Origin of the sequence: Candidatus Thiothrix sulfatifontis, from assembly GCA_022828425.1 — a bacterium.
GTDB classification, from domain to species: domain Bacteria; phylum Pseudomonadota; class Gammaproteobacteria; order Thiotrichales; family Thiotrichaceae; genus Thiothrix; species Thiothrix sulfatifontis.
Genome location: CP094685.1, coordinates 1,992,088 through 2,011,038 on the forward strand (window position 1 = coordinate 1,992,088; position 18,951 = coordinate 2,011,038).

Consider the following 18,951-nt stretch of genomic DNA (forward strand, 5'->3'; position numbering starts at 1 on the left):
TAATTTTTTGGAGTGCCTGCATGACCAAACAAACTGTCACCATCATTGATAACGCTACCGGCAAACAGGTTGAGCTGGACGTGCTTCAGCCTAGCATCGGGGTCAAAACCATTGACATCCGCAAACTGTACAAGGAGCTGGGGTATTTCACCTATGACCCCGGTTTTATGTCAACGGCGAGTTGTTCCAGTGAAATCACCTATTTGGATGGGGATGCAGGCACGCTGCTCTACCGTGGTTATCCGATTGAGCAGTTGGCAGAACACAGCAGCTTTTTGGAAGTCTGCTATTTGCTGCTGAATAAAACTTTACCCACCAAGCAAGCGTTGGCGGATTTTGAGTACATGATCTCGCGCCACACCATGTTGCATGATCAAGTGCAGTATTTCTTCCGGGGTTTCCGCCGTGATGCGCATCCGATGGCAACCGTGGTGGGGGTCGTGGGGGCGTTGTCGGCGTTTTACCACGATGACATGAACATCCATGACCCAGAACAACGTAAGCGTTCCGCGCACCGTTTGATTGCGAAAATGCCGACGATTGCGGCGTGGAGCTACCGTTATTCGGTTGGCTTGCCGTTTGTTTACCCGCGCAATGATTTGTCGTATGCGGCAGATTTTTTGCACCTAATGTTCTCCGTGCCGACCGAGCCTTACATCCCTGACCCGTTGCACGTGAAAGCGTTGGAAGTCATTATGATTTTGCACGCTGACCATGAGCAAAATGCATCCACGTCTACAGTGCGTTTGGCGGGCAGTTCGGAAGCGAATCCGTTTGCAGCGGTGGCGGCGGGGATTGCGTCGTTGTGGGGGCCTGCGCACGGTGGGGCTAATGAGGCGGTGATTACCATGTTGCGTGACATGGAAAAATCCGGCTTGCCATTGTCGCATTGGGTAGAACGCGCCAAAGACAAAAATGACCGTTTCCGTTTGATGGGTTTCGGGCATCGCGTGTATAAAAACTATGACCCACGCGCGCGGATTATCCGCGAATTGGCGAATGAGATTCTGGATCGTTTGCCCGCCAATGACCCGAACCAACGGTTGTTTGCGATTGCGCGTGAGCTGGAACACGTGGCATTGAACGATGAGTATTTCAAAGCGCGTAACCTGTACCCGAACGTCGATTTCTATTCCGGTGTTATATTCCTGAGCATGGGGATTCCGGTCAGCATGTTTACGGTGATGTTTGCGCTGGCACGTACCATCGGCTGGATTTCGCAGTGGGATGAAATGATGGGTGATGAGGAGTCGCGCATCGGCCGTCCACGCCAGTTGTACATGGGTGCGGAAAGCCGCGATTATGTTCCAGTGGATGAAAGATAAGTTTTGTTGTTTTGAGGAGATTGATTGAATGTTGCAAGAATATCGCCAACACGTTGCCGAACGCGCCGCTCAAGGCATCCCGCCGAAGCCATTGGATGCGGCACAAACCGCTGCACTGGTTGATTTGCTGAAAAACCCTCCGGCGGGCGAAGAAGCCTTTCTGGTTGATTTGCTGGAAAACCGTGTTCCGGCGGGTGTAGACGAAGCCGCTTATGTGAAAGCCGGTTTCCTTGCTGCCGTTGTCACGGGTGCAACCACTTGTGCATTGATTAGCCCGGTGCGTGCGGTCGAAGTTCTCGGCATGATGTTGGGTGGTTACAACGTGCAACCGTTGATTGCTGCGCTGGATGTGCCTGCAACGGCGGACGCAGCAGCTACAGCCTTGTCACACACCTTGCTGATGTTTGATGCATTCCATGATGTAGAAGCCAAAGCGAAAGCGGGCAATGCGTCTGCACAAAAAGTCATGGAATCTTGGGCAGCAGGCGAGTGGTTTACATCTAAGCCTGAAGTGGCTGAGAAAATCACCGTTACCGTTTTCAAAGTTCCCGGCGAAACCAATACTGACGACTTGTCGCCTGCACCGGATGCGTGGTCACGCCCTGACATCCCACTCCATGCTAACGCGATGCTGAAAATGGCGCGTGATGGTATCGAGCCAGAAGTCCAAGGCAGCGTCGGCCCTTTGAAGCAAATCGAAGCGGTGAAAGCGAAAGGCTTCCCAGTGGCTTACGTCGGTGACGTGGTGGGTACGGGTTCTTCGCGCAAGTCTGCCACCAACTCCGTGCTGTGGTTCTTTGGCGACGATATGCCGGGGATTCCGAACAAGCGCGTGGGCGGTTACTGCTTTGGTAGCAAAATTGCGCCGATCTTCTTCAATACGATGGAAGATTCTGGGTCGCTGCCGATTGAAATGGATGTTGCCCAAATGAACATGGGTGACGTGGTTGATGTTTATCCGTATGAGGGCGTTGCCAAGCGTCATGGTACGGATGAAGTTATTTCCACCTTCAGCCTGAAAACCCAAGTGTTGTTGGATGAAGCGCGTGCGGGTGGTCGTATCAATTTGATCATCGGGCGTGGTTTGACGGCTAAGGCGCGTGAGTCACTGGGGCTGCCGCCGGTTGATTTGTTCCGCACGCCTGAGCAGCCTGCTGACACGGGTAAAGGTTTTACACTGGCGCAAAAAATGGTCGGTAAGGCTTGCGGCATGACGGGTGTACGCCCCGGTATGTATTGCGAACCGAAAATGACGACGGTGGGTTCACAAGATACTACTGGCCCGATGACGCGGGACGAGCTGAAAGACTTGGCTTGCTTGGGCTTCTCGGCGGATTTGGTGATGCAGTCTTTCTGCCATACGGCGGCTTACCCTAAGCCGGTTGACGTGGTAACGCACCACACGTTGCCTGATTTCATCATGACTCGTGGCGGTGTGTCGTTGCGCCCCGGTGACGGTGTTATCCACTCGTGGTTGAACCGGATGTTGTTGCCGGATACCGTGGGTACGGGCGGTGACTCGCATACCCGTTTCCCGATTGGTATTTCCTTCCCGGCGGGTTCGGGTCTGGTGGCGTTTGCTGCTGCTACTGGCGTTATGCCATTGGATATGCCGGAATCGGTGTTGGTACGTTTCACCGGCACAATGCAACCGGGTATCACGTTGCGTGACCTCGTTCATGCCATTCCACACCAAGCGATCAAAGAAGGCTTGCTGACGGTGGAAAAGAAGGGCAAGAAGAACGTGTTCAACGGCACGGTGCTGGAAATCGAAGGGTTGGATCACCTGACGGTTGAACAGGCGTTTGAGTTGTCGGATGCGTCGGCGGAACGTTCGGCGGCGGGTTGTACGGTTGCGTTGTCGGAAGCATCGGTTGCGGAATACCTGCGTTCTAACATCGTGATGTTGAAGTGGATGTTGGTGGAAGGTTATGGCGATCCGCGCACCATCGAGCGTCGCATTAAGGGCATGGAAGCATGGTTGGCGAACCCTAGCCTGATGCGTGCGGATGCGGATGCGGAATACTCGGCGGTGATCGAAATCAATATGGATGAGATCAAAGAGCCTATCTTGTGTGCGCCGAATGACCCGGATGATGCGCGTTTGTTGTCAGAAGTCGCTGGTCGCAAGATTGATGAAGTCTTCATCGGTTCGTGCATGACCAACATCGGTCACTTCCGTGCGGCGGGTAAGTTGCTGGATGCGACGACTGCGCAAATCCCGACTCGTATGTGGATTACGCCACCAACCAAGATGGATGCTTCGCAGTTGAGTGACGAAGGTTACTACAACATCTTCGGGCGTGCGGGTGCGCGGATGGAAATGCCGGGTTGTTCATTGTGCATGGGGAATCAGGCGCGTATTGCGGAAAATTCCACTGCTGTGTCTACGTCTACCCGTAACTTCCCGAACCGTTTGGGTACTGGCGCGGATGTGTTCTTGGCTTCGGCGGAACTGGCTTCTGTGGCGGCGATCATGGGCAAATTGCCTACGGTTGCGGAGTACATGGAGTACGCGAAGAAGATTGATAGCATGGCGGGTGATATTTACCGTTATTTGAACTTCGATAAGATGGAGCATTATCAGAAGGCGGCGCAGAAGGTTGTGCCGATTCCGGTAGTGGCGGGGTAACACCCACTCTCTGTAAAAAAGCCCCGCATTGTCGGGGCTTTTTTCTACAACATCGTTTAATCGTACAACATAATATCGCCAATCGACTGCGCCCACTGCGCAAATGCGGGAATCCCAAAAATCTCATCACCCACAGCGCGGAGCATATCCGACACCAACATCACGCCCATTTCTTTCAGCGGAAATGCCTTGGCGTAATTGAGAATATGCCCATAAGTTTCCGCCGCTTCTGGCGTACCTTTTGCGCGAATCGCCCTCCCTACCAGCGATGAAGCCACTGCGTATTGCAAATCCACTTCTTTGGGCGCTTTAACATCTTCACCGCGTAAAATTGCATCCAAATCCGGCATTTGATCGAGGCTATCCACAAAGGCTTTCAATTCAATCCCCGCCGCTGGCCCGACACAGGCTTGCAAGGTTCCCAACAATAAATTGGGGGAATTGCCAAATTTCTGCAAGGCGCGGTGCGCAAATTCCCACGAACGCGGGGTAGGGAAGGCGACCGGATTGTGTGCCGGATCAAAGTTAAACAATTGTTCGGGGCGAAAGCGCAAAAAGCCGATAATGCGTTCGTCGATGTGGTGCTTGTATGCCCAGGCTACCCAGTCATCCAGATTCAAATCGACTTCAAAGTGTGAAAAGCGGTTGGCTAAGGGGGCGGGCATGGTGTAAGTCACGCCTCGGTCGCCTTGGCGATTGCCTGCGGCAAAGATTGCCCAGCCATCCGGTACGCGGTAATCACCTAGTCGGCGGTCTAAAATCAACTGATACGCGGCGGCGGATACACTTGGCACGGCGGAGGTGATTTCATCCAGAAACAAAATACCCATTGCCCCGTGGCGTTCTTCATCCGGTAGCATGGAGGGAATCGCCCATTCCACCAGTTCCTTGTCACGGAAAGGAATGCCGCGCAAATCGCTGGGTTCCATTTGTGACAAGCGCACATCAATCACCGGCGCACCGTGGCGAACCCCGACTTGTGCCACAATTTGCGACTTGCCTACACCCGGCGGCCCCCACAACATTACGGGGGTATGATGACCTTCTAACGTGCCGAGAAACTCTTTGTCGAGGATGGAACTGAGTGAAGCTGGGCGCATGGGGAATCCTGTAGTATTGTCACAAAGCACTTGATGATACGGCAAACCCGCGTATCATTTCATGTTTCCTTAACTTGCATGGCGATTATTACCCTCATGGCAAAAGCGACGACCAAGAAGAAAAGTGCCCCCGGCAGCAAAAGCATTGCCGTGAACAGGCAGGCACGCCACGACTATTACATCGAGCAAACCTTCGAGGCGGGTTTGGTGCTGCAAGGCTGGGAAGTGAAAAGCCTGCGGGCAGGGCGTATCCAGCTTAAAGAAAGTTACGTGATTCTCGAAAAAGGCGAAGTATTTTTATTTGGCGCACACATTAGCGCCTTATTATCCGCCTCTACTCATATTATTCCCGACTCATTGCGCACCCGCAAACTGTTGCTGCACGATACCGAAATCATCAAGCTCAATAATGCAGTCGACCGCAAAGGTTACACCGTTGTACCCTTGGCAATGTATTGGAAAAATAACCGTGTCAAAGTCGAAATCGGCTTGGCAAAAGGCAAACAACAACACGACAAGCGTGACACTGAAAAAGAACGCGATTGGAGCCGTGAAAAAGAGCGCATTATGAAGCGGCATTGAGTGTCGTTGGGGGCGAAGAATCTTTCCCCCCCAACGGTTGCGGTTTAACGCTGTACTTCGCGATCTAACTCACCACTTTTTAACTTCGCGGTGTAATCAGTCAGCGCGACACGCACCTTGCCACTGAGCAAATACAATCCAATCAAATTCGGGAATGCCATCGCTAATACCAGCAAATCGGTGAAGTCCAGCATATTCGCCGCACTTACCACTGATGCCAACACAATGAACAGCAAAAACATCGCTTTGTAAACGATAGAAAGCTTTTCACCGAATAAGTACACCCAGCAACGTTCCCCGTAGTAAGACCAAGAAATCATGGTGCTGTAAGCAAACAGGAACACCGACAACGTAAGAATAATCGGGAACCAATCCGCCACGGTTCTGAATGCAACGGCGGTCAAGGCCGCGCCTTCTTTCGCTGCCCGAATCGCCTCGGTTTCCGGTGCATTGTAAACACCCGTCAAAATAATCACCAAGGCGGTTGCAGTGCAAATCACCACGGTATCAATAAACGGCTCGTACAATGCCACCATCCCTTGACGCACCGGGTATTTCACTGATGCGGTGGAATGCACAATCGCGGCTGAACCCAAACCGGCTTCACTCGAAAACGCCGCTCGTTTAAAACCTTGCACGATTGCCCCGACAATGCCGCCAGCTACCGCAATCGGTGAAAACGCCTCTACCACAATTTTACTCAACGCTTCAGGCACACCGTTGATATTATTTAAAATAATCCAGAAACATGCGCCTAAATAAATGATCACCATCGTCGGCACGATCGCTTCTGCCGCCAGCGCAATGCGCCGTAAGCCACCAACAATTACCAAGCCGGTTAGAACCGCCATTAAAATACCGTAAGCAATCGGGGTTTCGGCAAAAAACGGAATCTGGTCTTTAACCGCTCCCAGCGACTGACTGACTTGGAAGGCACTGCCCGCGCCCAATGAGCCGAAAATCGTGAACACCGCAAACATTGCCGCTAAAAATTTACCCGTGCCAGCCATGCCTTTTTCAGCAAAGCCTTTGGATAAATATTCCATCGCCCCGCCCATTAGACGCCCATCAGGACGCACCTCGCGGTACATTTGCGCCAGTGTTGCTTCGGTAAACTTGGTGGTCATCCCCAAGAAACCCGCGACAATCATCCAAAATGTCGCACCAGGGCCACCGATGGAAATCGCGATCGCCACCCCCGCGATATTGCCCAAGCCCACTGTGGCGGACAAAGCCGTGGTCAACGCCTGAAACGAGGTCACTTCACCTTTGTCATCTTTGGTGCGGTACTTGCCGCGCAAGACGGCGAAGGCATGTCCCATCATGCGCAAATTCACAAAGCTAAAGCGCACGGTTAAAAACACCGCCCCGACAATTAGCCAAGCCACGATAAACGGCATTGTCGCTTCACCGGGGAACACGTCGTAGAAAATGACGGTCGATAACCAGCCATTCAGCGTGCCAAACCAAGCATCCAGACCGCTATCCGCCGCCAACGCCAAACTGGGCAGCACGGTTAGTAGCAGAGCAAGCGCTATTGTGGGCGGGGAAACAATTTTTCTCATGCAGGAACTCCTCTTCCAAGCGATTCATTTATTGGTCATATTGCCCAAAAGACTATAGCATAATGTCCGCTTAACGAACTATCGGATGGATAACCACCCAGTGCCATACACTACACTTCAACATTTACGCATCGTCATGGTGGAAACCTCGCACCCCGGCAACATTGGCTCGGCAGCGCGTGCCATGAAAGTCATGGGGATTCAAGACTTACGCCTCGTTGCTCCGCGCAAACCGTATTCGCAAGACACTTGGGCGCTGGCATCCGGCGCAAATGACATTATTGAGCAAGCAAAAATTGTGCCGACCTTGCCGGATGCGGTGGCGGATTGCCACATCGTGATTGGGGCGAGTGCGCGTTCTGAGCGTACTCTGCAATGGCCGCAGATGGATGCGCGGGAATGCGGCACATTTGTAGCGGAACGTTTGCGACAGCAGCAAAAAATCGCGTTAGTGTTTGGGCGCGAGCGCAACGGTTTGACCAATGAAGAACTCGATCACTGCAATACCTTGGTGCATATTCCGATGGCATTCGACTTTTTGTCGCTGAATATTGCGATGGCGATTCAAGTATTGGCTTACGAGTGCGCGACCGCAATGCGTTTAGCAATGCCTAATTCAGCGACTTCCACTGACCCGGATGAAGCTTTGGCCAGTGCTGAGGCAATGGAGAGTTTTTACACGCATTTAGAACAGTCGATGATCGACACGCGTTTTCTCGACCCCGAAAACCCGCGTTTGCTGATGCGACGGTTGCGGCGGCTGTTCGGGCGGGCAGAAGTGACGGTCAGCGAGATGAGTATTTTGCGCGGCATGTTGGCGGCGTTTGCGGGGCGCAAATTCCACTCCCGTGACTAAGCCATTCGCACGATTACGGCACTAAGCCCAGATACTGGGTTGGATGCACATCCATCACATTATTTTCCCACCCGCTGATTTTCGGGCTGACCAAGTGTTGCGTGGTGTTGTAGTAAATCGGGATGATCGGCGTATCGGCGAGCAGAATGCGTTCGGCTTGCTCCATCGCTTCCTGACGTTTTTGGGCATCGGTTTGGGTTTCGGCTTCTGCCATTAAACGATCGAATTCGGGGTTTTTGTAGCCGGAGGTGTTCATTTCGCCGACATCCGATTTAAACAAGCTGAGGAAGGTGTGTGCGTCGTTATAATCGCCAACCCAACTGGAACGCACCACTTGGAACTGCTTTTGCTTGCGCGAGTTGAGGTAGACCTTCCATTCCTCATTGCGCAAGTTGGTTTTCACACCTAAGGTTTGTTTCCACATGGCCGCGACCGCAATCGCGAGTTTTTTGTTGTTGTCGCTGGTGTTGTAGAGCACTTCCAGTTCCAGCGGTTTGTCCGCGCCGTAGCCGCTTTCGGCATACAGCTCTTGGGCAAGTTTGGTGCGAGCCGCCTTATCCAGCGCTTTTTCTTCCATGTTTTGCTGGGTGTAATGATCGACGGGTGGAACCCAGCCCCACGCGGGGATTTCACCGGCTTGGGTAATTTTTTCGGTGAGAATGCCGCGATCCAACGCCAGCGAGAGGGCGCGGCGCACTTTGGGGTTTTCTTTGAACGCTGGATTTTCCAGATTCAATGCGTAGTAATACGTGCCAATGTACGGCGTGCTGTGGAATTCTGTGGCGTAATCTTGCGCAACCGTTTTAATCTGATCGGACGGCACGTCGTAGGTAATGTCGATTTCCCCGGCACGGTAGCGCTTGAGTTCACTGTTCTGGTCTTCGGTGGGGATGTAGTACACGCTGTCGATTTTCACCTCGGCGGCGCGGCGGTAATGTGGGTTTTTTACCAGCTTGACGTGGGCTTGCGGTGTCCACTCATTCAGGCAGTACGCGCCGTTGCAGCGGATATTTTCAGGTTTAATCCAATCCTTGCCCGCTTTTTCAACGGCTTGTTTGGGAATGGGGAACGCCATCGGGTGCATTAACATGCCGAGGAAATAGGAGGTGGGCGCTTTGAGGTTGATTTCCAAAGTTTGCGGATCGAGGGCTTGCACGCCAATGCTGGTGGGGTCTTTTTTTTCACCTTTGTTGAAGGCTTCTGCGCCTGCTATCGGCCAGAGGATAAAGGCGTAGTCGGACGCGGTTTCCGGGGCAAGCGCCCGCTGGTAGGCGTAGACAAAATCATCAGCCGTCAACGCCGTGCCATCTGACCACTGGCTGTCTTTGCGCAAGTGGAAGGTGTAGCGTTTGCCGTCGGCACTGATCTCCCATTTTTCTGCCACGCCGGGTTGCAGCTTGCCAAACGCATCTTCTGTGACCAACCCTTCAAACATATCGCGCTGAATATTCGCCTCAGACACGCCGGAGGATTGGTGAATATCCAGCGTTTCCGGTTCAGTGCCATTACCGCGCTTCAACACGGTTTCGGCGAGGGCAAACGGGGCGTAGGTGAGGCAGAGGGCGAGGAACAAGCGTGGCAGTTTGCGCATGGTTTTTTCCAATGAAGTGGGTGGGAAGCATGATAACACAGGCTATTCGCCTAATGCCCGCGAGCGCATGAGGGCGCGTATCAACGGAAAGCCCAGCGAGGCGCTCAGGTGTTCAGCCGTGTCTTTCAAGGCGCGTGTCGTTTGAAAATCCGGCGCTTTGCCTGCAATGATGACCCAGTTTCTGCTGGCGGTCAGCACGGTGCGTATGTCGGTGAAGTGTGCGCGTAAGGCATCGCGTAGCAACGGGTCTTCGCGCTGTTCTGTCCAGCAATTCATCACGAGCCAGCCGTCTTCCTTGAGATTGGCGGCACAACGGGCGACAAAATCGGCACGCAATTGCACATGGTCTATGCCATCACCGTGGTAGAGGTCGGCGAATATTACATCCACTTTGCGCAATTCGGCGTTGTTTAGAAAGTCGTCGGCATCTTGTTGGACGATTTGTAAACGCTTGCTGCGCGGCATTTGGAAAAAACGCTGGGCAACGTCGATGACGGTGGCGCGTAATTCCACTGCGGTAATGTGAATGCCGGGGATGTGGCGGTGCAAAGCGGTGACTAAGCTGCCGCCGCCTAAGCCTAAAATAAGCACCCGTTTGGGTTGGCAAAACAGCAATACCAGCAACATCGCTTGGGTGTATTCGTATTGCAAGACGTGCGGGGCGGCTTTTAAACAGCGGCTTTGCTCATCATTGGGTGCAAAGGCTAGAATGCGGCATTCGCCATCATCGAGTACCGTGATTGAGCCGAATTCATCGTCGCTGTGGTGTAGGGTTTGTATCATGGCGTAAACGTATCACAACTGTGTGAGCAAAAGGAGTAAGCAAATGTCATTGGGGCCAGTCATGCTGGATTTAGCCGGTACGGAGTTGAGTGCCGCAGACCGCGAATTGTTGCAACATCCCGCCGTCGGGGGCGTGATCTTGTTTGCGCGTAATTACCAGAATCCGGCGCAATTGGCGGCGTTGACGGCAGCGATTCGGGCGGTGCGCGAACCGCATTTGCTGGTGGCGGTGGATCAGGAAGGCGGACGGGTGCAACGGTTTCGCGAAAGTTTTCAGCGTTTGCCGCCAGCGGGGTATTACGCGGCGTTGTACCAACAGTCACCAGCGGCGGCGCAGCACGCGGCGCAACGCATGGGTTGGTTGATGGCATCTGAGTTGCAAGCGGTGGGCGTGGATTTCAGCTTTGCGCCCGTGTTGGATATTGATCGCGGGCTGAGTCGGGTGATCGGTGATCGTGCCTTCGGGCAAGACACGCCAACGGTAATGGCATTGACGGGGGCGTGGATGCAGGGCGCACGTTTGGCGGGCATGGTGTCAGTCGGCAAGCATTTCCCCGGTCATGGCGGCGTGACGGCGGATTCGCACGAAGCCTTGCCGTGTGATGAGCGTAGCTGGGAAACCTTGTGGGCGGAAGACATTGCCCCGTTCGGGCATTTGATTGCACAAGGGCTGGAGGCGGTGATGCCCTCGCACGTGGTGTATTCGTGCGTGGATTCTGCGCCAGCCGGGTTTTCGCCGCGCTGGTTGCAGGCGATTTTGCGCGGGCAAATGGGTTTTCAGGGCGCAATCTTCAGCGATGCCTTGGATATGGCAGCAGCGGCAGCCGCAGGCGATTTTGTGGGGCGAGCCAAAGCAGCGTTGGCAGCAGGTTGCGATCAGTTGTTGATGTGCAATAACCGTGCGGCAGCCGTGTCGGTGGTGGAAGCCTTGGCGGATTATCGCGACACGGCGGCACAAGCACGGTTGTCGCGCTTATACAGCCGTCATTTCACATCGCTTGAGCAGGCGAAACAACAGCCGACTTGGGCTGAAGCGGAGGCGGTGTTGGCACAATTTGCGGCGGATACCGTATCCGGCATGACCTTGGCGTATGACCCGACCACACGCGGCGGTACGGTGTTGTAAGCGCTATTCCTTGAGTTTGATGAGCAAATGCCCTTCTTCAACGTGGATGTCTTCGACACCGGCGGCGAAGGATTGCCAGAAACCGGCATTGCCGCCAAATTCGTTGACCAGATCCACGTTTTTCAGATTGCCCAGCCATGCGTTGGGCACGGGTACGCCCCACACGCTCACGCCTTTGAGTTTGATAATGGGATTGTTGTTGGCGTAGGCCAATTCCATGCCCGCATTCACTTTGAGCGTTTTGCCGCCGATAAACGGAAATTCGGGGTCAAGTGGCAGCAATATTTTGGCACTGGCGAGGTTGTCAGCAAGATCGATGACCGCTTGTTCTGCCATGTCGGTGTTTTTGGCGAGCAAGGCGTTCAGCTCTTTTTCGGATAGTGAAATTTCACGGCTTGCGCCGACTTCGGTATACGGTTCGGGGGTGAGATTATCCGCAGGTAAACCGATTTGTTGGAGTTTTTGCGCCAGTACAGTCGTTTCACGCGCATCGAGGGTGACAGGTTGAAACGGCTTGGGAAATAAGAAGTATTGAATAACCCACAGCGTGACGCTGACAGAGATAAATACAGTTAATAAAATCACGCCAGCGACGTGTAAGCACCCAATTTTTGTGTCTGAGCTTGTGTCCATTTATGCTCCAGCAAGAAAACGTACAGCCCGTCTAGGCTGTTCTATCGTAAGCATTTAGCACAAAACATCTGGCTGAGGTTGCAGAAATCTGCCAGAGTCTATTATTTAACGATCAACGGGCAATAGTATGTCGGAATTTTCGCTAATCCGCGAACATTTTCTGTGGCAACCTCAGCCTGAGAGTGTGCGTGTCAGTGTCGGGGATGACGCGGCGGTGCTGGCATTACCGGCGAATAAAGAATTGGTGGTGTCGGTGGATACTTCCAATGCCGGGGTGCATTTCCCGCTGGATACGCCACCACACGCGATTGGTTACAAAGCATTGGCGGTGAATTTGAGTGATTTGGCGGCAATGGGAGCAGAACCGGCATGGTTTACGTTGGCGCTTTCCTTGCCTGCGGCAGATCAAGAATGGGTGGCGGAATTCACGCGCGGAATGCGGGAGCTGGCGGAACAGCACGGTATTTTCTTGATTGGGGGCGATACCACGCGCGGTGCACTGAGTATTACGATTCAAGTCATGGGGTGGGTTCCGCCGGGTAGGGCGTTACTGCGGAGCGGGGCGCAACACGGTGATTGGATTTGCGTTTCCGGTACTTTAGGTGATGCGGCAGCAGGTTTGGCGATTGTGCAGCAACGCTTGGTATTGCCAACGGTGGCGGCGGCATTTTGCGTGCAGCGTTTGAATTATCCTACCCCGCGTGTGGCGTTGGGGCAGTGTTTGCGTGGGTTGGCGAGCGCTTGTATGGATATTTCTGATGGGTTGTTGGCAGATTTGGGGCATATTTTAACGGCTTCTTCGGGGGTGGGGGCGCGTTTGCAGCACACGGCGATTCCTGTTTCAGCCGCATTGCAACCACTGGCGTTAGCGCAGCGGCTGGATTTTGCTCTGAGGGGCGGCGATGATTACGAATTATTGTTTACCTTGCCAAAGCAGCATTTAGATGAGGTGCAGCAAGTGGCTAATAAGTATCACATTCAGGTTACAGTTATCGGAGAAGTGGATGATAATCAAACGGGTTTATCCGTGGATTATACCTTTTCCGATAAACGGCAAGGTTATGAACATTTTTCTTGAGAATGGCAGTGCGTTTGGGAACCTTCATAAACCTAACACTGTCTATCAAAACAACAATCACTTAGCACTTGGGGCTTAAACGTATGAACAATCAATTGAAAATGGGCGCAATTGCGCTGACTCTGGCAACCTTGATGGCTGGCTGCACACCTGTGCCGGGTGCTAACACGCAGGCAGGCGCAACCACGGGTGGCGATTACGCGCCTTACAATAACAATAGCTACGGTACAACGACAGCTTCCACCGATTACGGTTACGGCGCCGCTGTCCCTGCTACGACTAATACAGGCACTACAGCCAACACGTCTTATTATGATTACGGCGCTGGCACTGCATCGACAGGTTCTGCTTACGGCAGTGGTACGACCACGGCTTCTACGGGTAACTATTACGACTACACTGCGTCAGGCAGTTCGTCTGCGGGCAGTTACAGCAACTCGGCTGGCGGCTCTTATGCTGTACAAGTGGTTGCCAGCCCGAACCGAGGCACGGCCGATGCAATGCGCAGCCAAATGCAATCCGCCGGTTTCAATGCAGTGGTTGATCAAGTGGGCGGCTATTACAAAGTGCGTATCCCCTTCAGCAGCGAGAGCGAAGCTAAAGCCAATTTGAGCCGCATTCGTTCCAGTGTGCCGGATGCTTTTTACACCGTTCGCTAAGGTTTAAGGGTGTCGCAATGCTTCTGTTGTAAGGGGCATTGCGCACTTCGTAACGCTAATTCTCCCGCTCTTCTGCTCATCACACGATTTATTGCGGTATAGATGCTAAAAATACACGTATACAAATCATTTGAGATTTTTATACGCCATGAGACGAATTGCCCTATTACCGCACTTTGCTTTATTTGCCTTGTTGCTATTCGCTAACAGCGTGCAAGCGGGTTTATACCGTTGGGTAGATGCCGCAGGCATGGTGCATTATTCTGATGTGGTTCCCCCCTCCGTCGAAAAGCAGGGTCACGCCCAGTTAAACAAGCAAGGCATGACCGTTGAAATCGTGCCGGGAGCACCCAGCGAAGCAGAGCTTACCGCAGGCAAACGCCGCGAGACCTTGGCAAAATTGCGCGATGCCTTGGATAACAAGCAACAAGAACAAGACAACCACCTGCTGGCTAATTACGCGGATGTAGCGGAACTGGAAGCCGTATTTCACAGCAAATTAGCCGTGTTGGATAAAAATACCCAATCCATTGCGGAACGGCGTGAGTCTCTGGAAACCAAGTTAGCGGCGGTCAGAGAGCAAGCCAGCAAAGTCGCCGAGCCTGAACAACGTGAAAAACTCAACGGTTACATTCAAGATGCCGAAAAGACACTGGCGGCTTACGATCACGCCTTGCAAGAAAATCAAACCGAGCAAGACCGTCTGCGCCAGCGTTATGAAAAAGACCGGGAACGTTTAAGCAAATTGCTTAAGGCGTCACCATCGTCCCCACGCCCTGATCCGTCAACAGCTCCAGCAACACTGCGTGCGGCACTCGACCATCAATAATGCTGGCACTTTTGGCACCGGCAGCAATCGCATCGGTAGCGCACGCCAGTTTGGGCAACATACCGCCTTGAATCGTGCCATCGGCAATCAATGCTTGGATGTCTTGCTGACTCAAAATTTCCAGCAAAGTCCCCACTTTATTGAGTACCCCCGGCGTATTGGTGAGTAATAGCAAACGTTCTGCATTCAACACTTCCGCCATTTTACCTGCCACGATGTCGGCGTTGATGTTGTAGCTGGTACCATCTCTGCCTACGCCAATCGGGGCGATGACCGGAATAAAGCGGTCTTCTTCCAACATTTTGACCACGCTGGCATCAATCTCGATGACTTCGCCGACATGCCCTAGGTCAACGTCCGGGTGTTGCATTTTGCGGGCAATGATCATATTGCCGTCTTTGCCGGTCAAACCAATCGCCCGCCCACCGGCTTGATTGATCATATTGACGATTTGCTTATTGACCAAGCCACCCAGCACCATTTGCACCACGTCCATGGTTTCGGCATCGGTGACGCGCATTCCATCCACGAAATGGCTTTCCTTGCCGATTTGCTTGAGCAGATTGCCGATTTGCGGGCCACCGCCGTGAATAACCACCGGGTTAATCCCCACTTGTTTCAACAGCACGATGTCGCGGGCAAAGCTTTGTTGCAATGCCGGGTCAGTCATGGCATTCCCACCGTATTTGACCACAATGGTTTTGCCGGAATATTTTTGGATGTAAGGCAACGCCTCCATCAGAATAGCAGCGGTACTATTCGGGCTGTTCGTCGTCATGTTTGATATAGACCTTGTAGTTGTCTTTGAAATCACGCAGGTTGTCGCCGAGCATGTGGCGGAATTGTTTGCTGAGGTAATCCATCGTATCGTCAGCGTCTTCGATGAATTCTTTGCGGTCAATGGAGGAGGCAGCAACAACGAAGGTGTTGAAGCGTGCCGCTGCATACAGCATGGCAGCGCCAACTTTGCCTAAATCGCTGGTGTCGACGGAGGTATTCGCCAGCTCAATAAATTTCTCTGCCAAGTCCCAGAATTCCGGGTCATTGTCTTGCGAACTGCTTTGTTTCTTGCTCATGTGGTGAGAATCCTTGAGGGTAAGGGGAGCAAGATTAAAACGGCAATGCCTCCGGGGTCAATTGCAGGCGTTGAATATCGGCACGAAACAGGGCGCGGATGGCTTCTAAGCGTTCCGGCGTATCGGCTTCAAAGCGCAAGGTAATAGTGGGGCTGGTATTGGAGGCACGCGCTAAACCCCAGCCGTCGGCGTATTCGGCACGCATTCCATCGAGCGTAATCAGGCGTTGTGCGTGCAGTTGCTGATCTTGCATCCAGATTTGCATCACTGCTGCTGCCGCTTCGTAAGAGGCAAAGTAGACCTTGTGTTCTGGCGTGCTGAAACCTTCAGAAATTCGGGCGAATACTTGCGCGGGAGTAGCGGTCTCACAGGACAACACTTCTAGCAAACGCGCGGCAATGTACATGCCATCGTCGTATTCCATGCCACGATCGCGTAACACGATATGCCCACTGAATTCCCCGCCTAATACCGCGTTGTGTTTTCGGATGTATTTTTTCAGCAAGGAATGCCCGCTAATGCACATGCCGGGAATGCCGCCCGCGTCACGGATAGCCTGCTCCAGCCGATAAGTGCATTTCACGTCATAGGCGACCATACGCCCCGGTTGCTGTGGCAATACCGCTTGCGCCAGCAGGATGAGGATACGATCCGGCCAGAGAATATGCCCATTACCATCGACGGCAATCAAGCGGTCGCCATCGCCATCAAAAGCAATGCCAATATCCAGCCCTTGTTCGCGCACCAAGGTTTGCAGCGCTTGCAAATTCGCAGGTTGCGTCGGGTCGGGGGAATGGTTGGGGAAATTGCCATCGACTTCACAAAACAGCGGGTAAACTTCGCAACCCAAATCGCGGAAAAAATGTTCCGCCAACAATGCAGTTGCGCCATTGCCGCAATCCAGCCCAATCCGCAGGCGGCGTTGCAGGTGGATTTGCTGGCACACGGTGTGTTGATATGTGCTCAGAATGCTGGCGGTTTGCACGCTGCCTGCATCGGGCTGATGCCAGAGTTCGCCGCGAATAATGCGCTCGTACAGGCGTTGAATGCGCTCGTTGTACTGGCATTCGCCGTTGATCACAATTTTAATGCCGTTTTGGTCGGGCGGATTGTGACTGCCTGTAATCATCACCCCGTGCGGCGCAAGCCCCGATTGCACGGCGAAATACAACACCGGCGTTGGCACTAAACCGACATTGGTGACATGGCAACCCGCCGCCATTAAGCCTTCAATGGCGGCTTGCGCTAAGGCGGGGCTGGAAAGCCGCCCATCGCGCCCCACCACCACTGCTTGCTCACCCCGATCACGCAATTGCGAGCCAATGGCTTGCCCGATCAGGCGCACACTGTGCTCGGTGAGATTGTCAGCATAAACACCGCGCACATCGTAAGCACGGAATAAAGAATGGGAGATGAGTGGTTGCGGAATGCTCATGCTTTAGTGCCGCCCGGAATGTCCAAAACCGCCTTCACCACGGTGCGACTGGTCGAAATCGTCAACCTGTTGCAGCGCTACTTGCACCACCGGCACAAAGACCAATTGCGCAATGCGTTCGCCCGGTTGAATCGTGAAGCTGTCGTTACCCCGATTCCAGCAGGAAATGAATAATTGCCCTTGGTAGTCCGAATCAATCAAACCGACCAGATTCCCTAGCACAATCCCGTGTTTATGCCCCAAACCAGAACGCGGCAAAATGACAGCAGCCAGCGTTGGGTCGCCGATGTGAATCGCAATGCCAGTGGGAATGAGTTCTGTGTCCCCCGCATTCAATACCAGCGGTGCATCCAAACAGGCGCGTAAATCCATGCCCGCCGAGCCGATGGTGGCGTATTCGGGTAAAGGAAATTCAGTGCCAATGCGTGGGTCGAGGATTTTGTATTCAATCGTGGTCATGTGTCGGTTGCTTCCGTTGCAAGTATTGGGCTGCCACTAATTTCATCAAGGCTGTGGCAAGCGCGTGTTTATCCATTTCAGGCAGGGAAGTATGCCCGTCTTTCCACACCACTTCGAGCGCATTGGTGGGTTGGTCGAAGGCTTTGCCATCTGCTACCGAATTCGCGGCGATCATGTCGAGGTTTTTGCGTTCCAGTTTGCTGCGGGCGTAGGTCATTAAATCGTGGGTTTCGGCGGCAAAGCCTACGGTGAACAGGTGCGGGTAGGTTTGCTTGATGGTAGCCAAAATATCGGTGGTGCGCTGCATTTCCAGATGAAGGGTAGCCGCGTTTTTTTTGATTTTGCGGTCTGCCACGCTGACCGGGGTGTAATCAGCAACGGCGGCGGTGGCAATGAACAAATCCGCTTGTTTGGCGGCTTCACGGGTGGCGTTGAGCATGTCCGCTGCCGATTCGGTGATAACGCGGCTTACTCCAGCGGGGCAATCCAACGCCACCTGCCCGGAAACCAACATGACCTTTGCGCCCATGCTGACTGCTGCGGAGGCGACCGCGTAACCCATTTTGCCGGAACTGCGATTGGTGAGAAAACGCACTGGATCAATCGCTTCGCGGGTGGGACCTGCAGTAATTAAGACGCGCACCCCTTGCAGCAATTGGCTGGTAGCGCAACAGGCTTCTAATTCGCGCACAATGTCCGCAGGTTCGAGCATTCGCCCCAAGCCGGTATCGCCACAGGCTTGCACCCCTTCTGCCGGGCCGAACACCGTCACGCCGCGTGTTTGCAGGGTTTGCAGGTTGTGCTGGGTGGCGGCATGTTTCCACATTTGCTGATTCATGGCCGGGGCAACGATCACGCGGGCAGTGGAGGCAAGGCAAACCGTACTCAATAAATCATCCGCCACGCCCCAAGTTAAGCGTGCCAAGGTATTGGCGGTGGCAGGCGCAATCAAAATCACATCTGCCCAGCGTGCCAATTCGATATGCCCCATGCCCATTTCGGCTTGCGGGTCGAGCAATTCGGTATGCACCGGGTTGCCGGACAACGCTTGCAGCGTCAGCGGGGTAATGAAGGCTTGGGCGGAGGCGGTCATGCACACCCGCACGTTCGCGCCTTGTTTCACTAACAAACGTGTCAGTTCAGCGGATTTGTAGGCGGCGATACCGCCACTTATCCCTAAAAGGATGTTCTTACTAGGAAGGAATGCCATAAAATTTGTGTT

Annotated in this window: 18 protein-coding genes; 8 read left to right on the forward strand and 10 right to left on the reverse strand. The window is 53.4% G+C overall.

Features of this window, described 5'->3' with window-relative positions:
• The first annotated feature begins 20 nt into the window (after window positions 1-20).
• Window positions 21-1,325 carry a citrate synthase gene (locus tag L3K52_10210; GenBank protein UOG90581.1) on the forward strand — a complete coding sequence of 435 codons (1,305 nt, stop codon included), beginning with the start codon at window positions 21-23 and terminating at the stop codon, window positions 1,323-1,325.
• A 28-nt stretch (window positions 1,326-1,353) separates the two neighbouring features.
• The gene (gene acnB / locus L3K52_10215; protein ID UOG90582.1) at window positions 1,354-3,957 is read left to right on the forward strand and encodes a bifunctional aconitate hydratase 2/2-methylisocitrate dehydratase; all 2,604 of its coding nucleotides are present in this window, start codon (window positions 1,354-1,356) and stop codon (window positions 3,955-3,957) included.
• 56 nt (window positions 3,958-4,013) lie between these two features.
• On the opposite strand, the gene L3K52_10220 is transcribed toward acnB, so the two are convergent.
• Window positions 4,014-5,057 carry an AAA family ATPase gene (locus L3K52_10220; protein ID UOG90583.1) on the reverse strand — a complete coding sequence of 348 codons (1,044 nt, stop codon included), beginning with the start codon at window positions 5,055-5,057 and terminating at the stop codon, window positions 4,014-4,016.
• A 96-nt stretch (window positions 5,058-5,153) separates the two neighbouring features.
• Here L3K52_10220 and smpB point away from each other — a divergent pair, with 96 nt between their 5' ends.
• The gene (smpB, locus tag L3K52_10225; GenBank protein ID UOG93993.1) at window positions 5,154-5,639 is read left to right on the forward strand and encodes an SsrA-binding protein SmpB; all 486 of its coding nucleotides are present in this window, start codon (window positions 5,154-5,156) and stop codon (window positions 5,637-5,639) included.
• 44 nt (window positions 5,640-5,683) lie between these two features.
• Here the strand turns inward: smpB and L3K52_10230 are convergent, their stop codons facing one another.
• Window positions 5,684-7,204, reverse strand: a complete 1,521-nt coding sequence (locus tag L3K52_10230) for an alanine:cation symporter family protein (protein ID UOG90584.1) — start codon at window positions 7,202-7,204, stop codon at window positions 5,684-5,686.
• A 100-nt stretch (window positions 7,205-7,304) separates the two neighbouring features.
• Between L3K52_10230 and L3K52_10235 the strand changes: the two genes are divergently transcribed.
• Window positions 7,305-8,060: an RNA methyltransferase gene (locus tag L3K52_10235; protein ID UOG90585.1), complete on the forward strand. Its 756-nt coding sequence runs from the start codon at window positions 7,305-7,307 to the stop codon at window positions 8,058-8,060.
• A gap of 13 nt (window positions 8,061-8,073) precedes the next feature.
• On the opposite strand, the gene L3K52_10240 is transcribed toward L3K52_10235, so the two are convergent.
• Together L3K52_10240 and L3K52_10245 are read right to left on the reverse strand one after the other, a co-directional pair.
• Window positions 8,074-9,651 carry a peptide ABC transporter substrate-binding protein gene (locus L3K52_10240; GenBank protein UOG90586.1) on the reverse strand — a complete coding sequence of 526 codons (1,578 nt, stop codon included), beginning with the start codon at window positions 9,649-9,651 and terminating at the stop codon, window positions 8,074-8,076.
• A gap of 42 nt (window positions 9,652-9,693) precedes the next feature.
• Entirely contained in the window at window positions 9,694-10,434 is a 741-nt protein-coding gene (locus tag L3K52_10245; GenBank protein UOG90587.1) for a fused MFS/spermidine synthase, read from the reverse strand.
• A 43-nt stretch (window positions 10,435-10,477) separates the two neighbouring features.
• On the opposite strand from L3K52_10245, the gene nagZ reads away from it, so the two are divergent.
• Window positions 10,478-11,560: a beta-N-acetylhexosaminidase gene (nagZ, locus tag L3K52_10250; GenBank protein ID UOG90588.1), complete on the forward strand. Its 1,083-nt coding sequence runs from the start codon at window positions 10,478-10,480 to the stop codon at window positions 11,558-11,560.
• Window positions 11,561-11,563: 3 nt separating this feature from the next.
• Here nagZ and L3K52_10255 read toward each other — a convergent pair whose 3' ends face one another.
• Window positions 11,564-12,193, reverse strand: coding sequence for an arginine N-succinyltransferase (locus L3K52_10255; GenBank protein UOG90589.1), 630 nt, complete (start codon window positions 12,191-12,193; stop codon window positions 11,564-11,566).
• Window positions 12,194-12,320: 127 nt separating this feature from the next.
• Between L3K52_10255 and thiL the strand changes: the two genes are divergently transcribed.
• The 3 genes from thiL to L3K52_10270 all read left to right on the forward strand — a co-directional run bounded on the left by thiL (window position 12,321) and on the right by L3K52_10270 (window position 14,759).
• The gene (gene thiL, locus L3K52_10260; protein UOG90590.1) at window positions 12,321-13,271 is read left to right on the forward strand and encodes a thiamine-phosphate kinase; all 951 of its coding nucleotides are present in this window, start codon (window positions 12,321-12,323) and stop codon (window positions 13,269-13,271) included.
• 83 nt (window positions 13,272-13,354) lie between these two features.
• Window positions 13,355-13,930, forward strand: coding sequence for an SPOR domain-containing protein (locus L3K52_10265; protein UOG90591.1), 576 nt, complete (start codon window positions 13,355-13,357; stop codon window positions 13,928-13,930).
• Window positions 13,931-14,078: 148 nt separating this feature from the next.
• Complete coding sequence (locus L3K52_10270) at window positions 14,079-14,759, forward strand: DUF4124 domain-containing protein (protein UOG90592.1); 681 nt, start codon at window positions 14,079-14,081, stop codon at window positions 14,757-14,759.
• Here L3K52_10270 and argB read toward each other — a convergent pair.
• From argB to coaBC, 5 genes are read right to left on the reverse strand one after another with little or no spacing between them, the layout of a single operon-like run.
• Window positions 14,680-15,537: an acetylglutamate kinase gene (argB, locus tag L3K52_10275; protein ID UOG90593.1), complete on the reverse strand. Its 858-nt coding sequence runs from the start codon at window positions 15,535-15,537 to the stop codon at window positions 14,680-14,682. The two genes, L3K52_10270 and argB, sit on opposite strands and share 80 nt — an antisense overlap.
• The gene (locus tag L3K52_10280; protein UOG90594.1) at window positions 15,515-15,835 is read right to left on the reverse strand and encodes a DUF3144 domain-containing protein; all 321 of its coding nucleotides are present in this window, start codon (window positions 15,833-15,835) and stop codon (window positions 15,515-15,517) included. The genes argB and L3K52_10280 overlap by 23 nt, the downstream gene beginning before the upstream one ends.
• Before the next feature lie 34 nt (window positions 15,836-15,869).
• On the reverse strand, window positions 15,870-17,270 hold the full coding sequence (locus L3K52_10285; protein ID UOG90595.1) for a phosphomannomutase/phosphoglucomutase: 1,401 nt from the start codon (window positions 17,268-17,270) through the stop codon (window positions 15,870-15,872).
• Between the two features lie 3 nt (window positions 17,271-17,273).
• Window positions 17,274-17,729: a dUTP diphosphatase gene (gene dut / locus L3K52_10290; GenBank protein UOG90596.1), complete on the reverse strand. Its 456-nt coding sequence runs from the start codon at window positions 17,727-17,729 to the stop codon at window positions 17,274-17,276.
• Entirely contained in the window at window positions 17,716-18,939 is a 1,224-nt protein-coding gene (gene coaBC / locus L3K52_10295; GenBank protein ID UOG90597.1) for a bifunctional phosphopantothenoylcysteine decarboxylase/phosphopantothenate--cysteine ligase CoaBC, read from the reverse strand. The genes dut and coaBC overlap by 14 nt, the downstream gene beginning before the upstream one ends.
• Window positions 18,940-18,951: the final 12 nt, after the last annotated feature.

What these genes read in the sequence shown, in the direction of transcription:
- L3K52_10210 (UOG90581.1), top strand. Translation starts at nt 21, where the DNA reads ATGACCAAACAAACTGTCACCATCATTGATAACGCTACCGGCAAACAG.
- acnB (UOG90582.1), top strand. Translation starts at nt 1,354, where the DNA reads ATGTTGCAAGAATATCGCCAACACGTTGCCGAACGCGCCGCTCAAGGC.
- L3K52_10220 (UOG90583.1), bottom strand. Translation starts at nt 5,057, where the DNA reads ATGCGCCCAGCTTCACTCAGTTCCATCCTCGACAAAGAGTTTCTCGGC.
- smpB (UOG93993.1), top strand. Translation starts at nt 5,154, where the DNA reads ATGGCAAAAGCGACGACCAAGAAGAAAAGTGCCCCCGGCAGCAAAAGC.
- L3K52_10230 (UOG90584.1), bottom strand. Translation starts at nt 7,204, where the DNA reads ATGAGAAAAATTGTTTCCCCGCCCACAATAGCGCTTGCTCTGCTACTA.
- L3K52_10240 (UOG90586.1), bottom strand. Translation starts at nt 9,651, where the DNA reads ATGCGCAAACTGCCACGCTTGTTCCTCGCCCTCTGCCTCACCTACGCC.
- L3K52_10245 (UOG90587.1), bottom strand. Translation starts at nt 10,434, where the DNA reads ATGATACAAACCCTACACCACAGCGACGATGAATTCGGCTCAATCACG.
- nagZ (UOG90588.1), top strand. Translation starts at nt 10,478, where the DNA reads ATGTCATTGGGGCCAGTCATGCTGGATTTAGCCGGTACGGAGTTGAGT.
- L3K52_10255 (UOG90589.1), bottom strand. Translation starts at nt 12,193, where the DNA reads ATGGACACAAGCTCAGACACAAAAATTGGGTGCTTACACGTCGCTGGC.
- thiL (UOG90590.1), top strand. Translation starts at nt 12,321, where the DNA reads ATGTCGGAATTTTCGCTAATCCGCGAACATTTTCTGTGGCAACCTCAG.
- L3K52_10265 (UOG90591.1), top strand. Translation starts at nt 13,355, where the DNA reads ATGAACAATCAATTGAAAATGGGCGCAATTGCGCTGACTCTGGCAACC.
- L3K52_10270 (UOG90592.1), top strand. Translation starts at nt 14,079, where the DNA reads ATGAGACGAATTGCCCTATTACCGCACTTTGCTTTATTTGCCTTGTTG.
- argB (UOG90593.1), bottom strand. Translation starts at nt 15,537, where the DNA reads ATGACGACGAACAGCCCGAATAGTACCGCTGCTATTCTGATGGAGGCG.
- L3K52_10280 (UOG90594.1), bottom strand. Translation starts at nt 15,835, where the DNA reads ATGAGCAAGAAACAAAGCAGTTCGCAAGACAATGACCCGGAATTCTGG.
- L3K52_10285 (UOG90595.1), bottom strand. Translation starts at nt 17,270, where the DNA reads ATGAGCATTCCGCAACCACTCATCTCCCATTCTTTATTCCGTGCTTAC.
- dut (UOG90596.1), bottom strand. Translation starts at nt 17,729, where the DNA reads ATGACCACGATTGAATACAAAATCCTCGACCCACGCATTGGCACTGAA.
- coaBC (UOG90597.1), bottom strand. Translation starts at nt 18,939, where the DNA reads ATGGCATTCCTTCCTAGTAAGAACATCCTTTTAGGGATAAGTGGCGGT.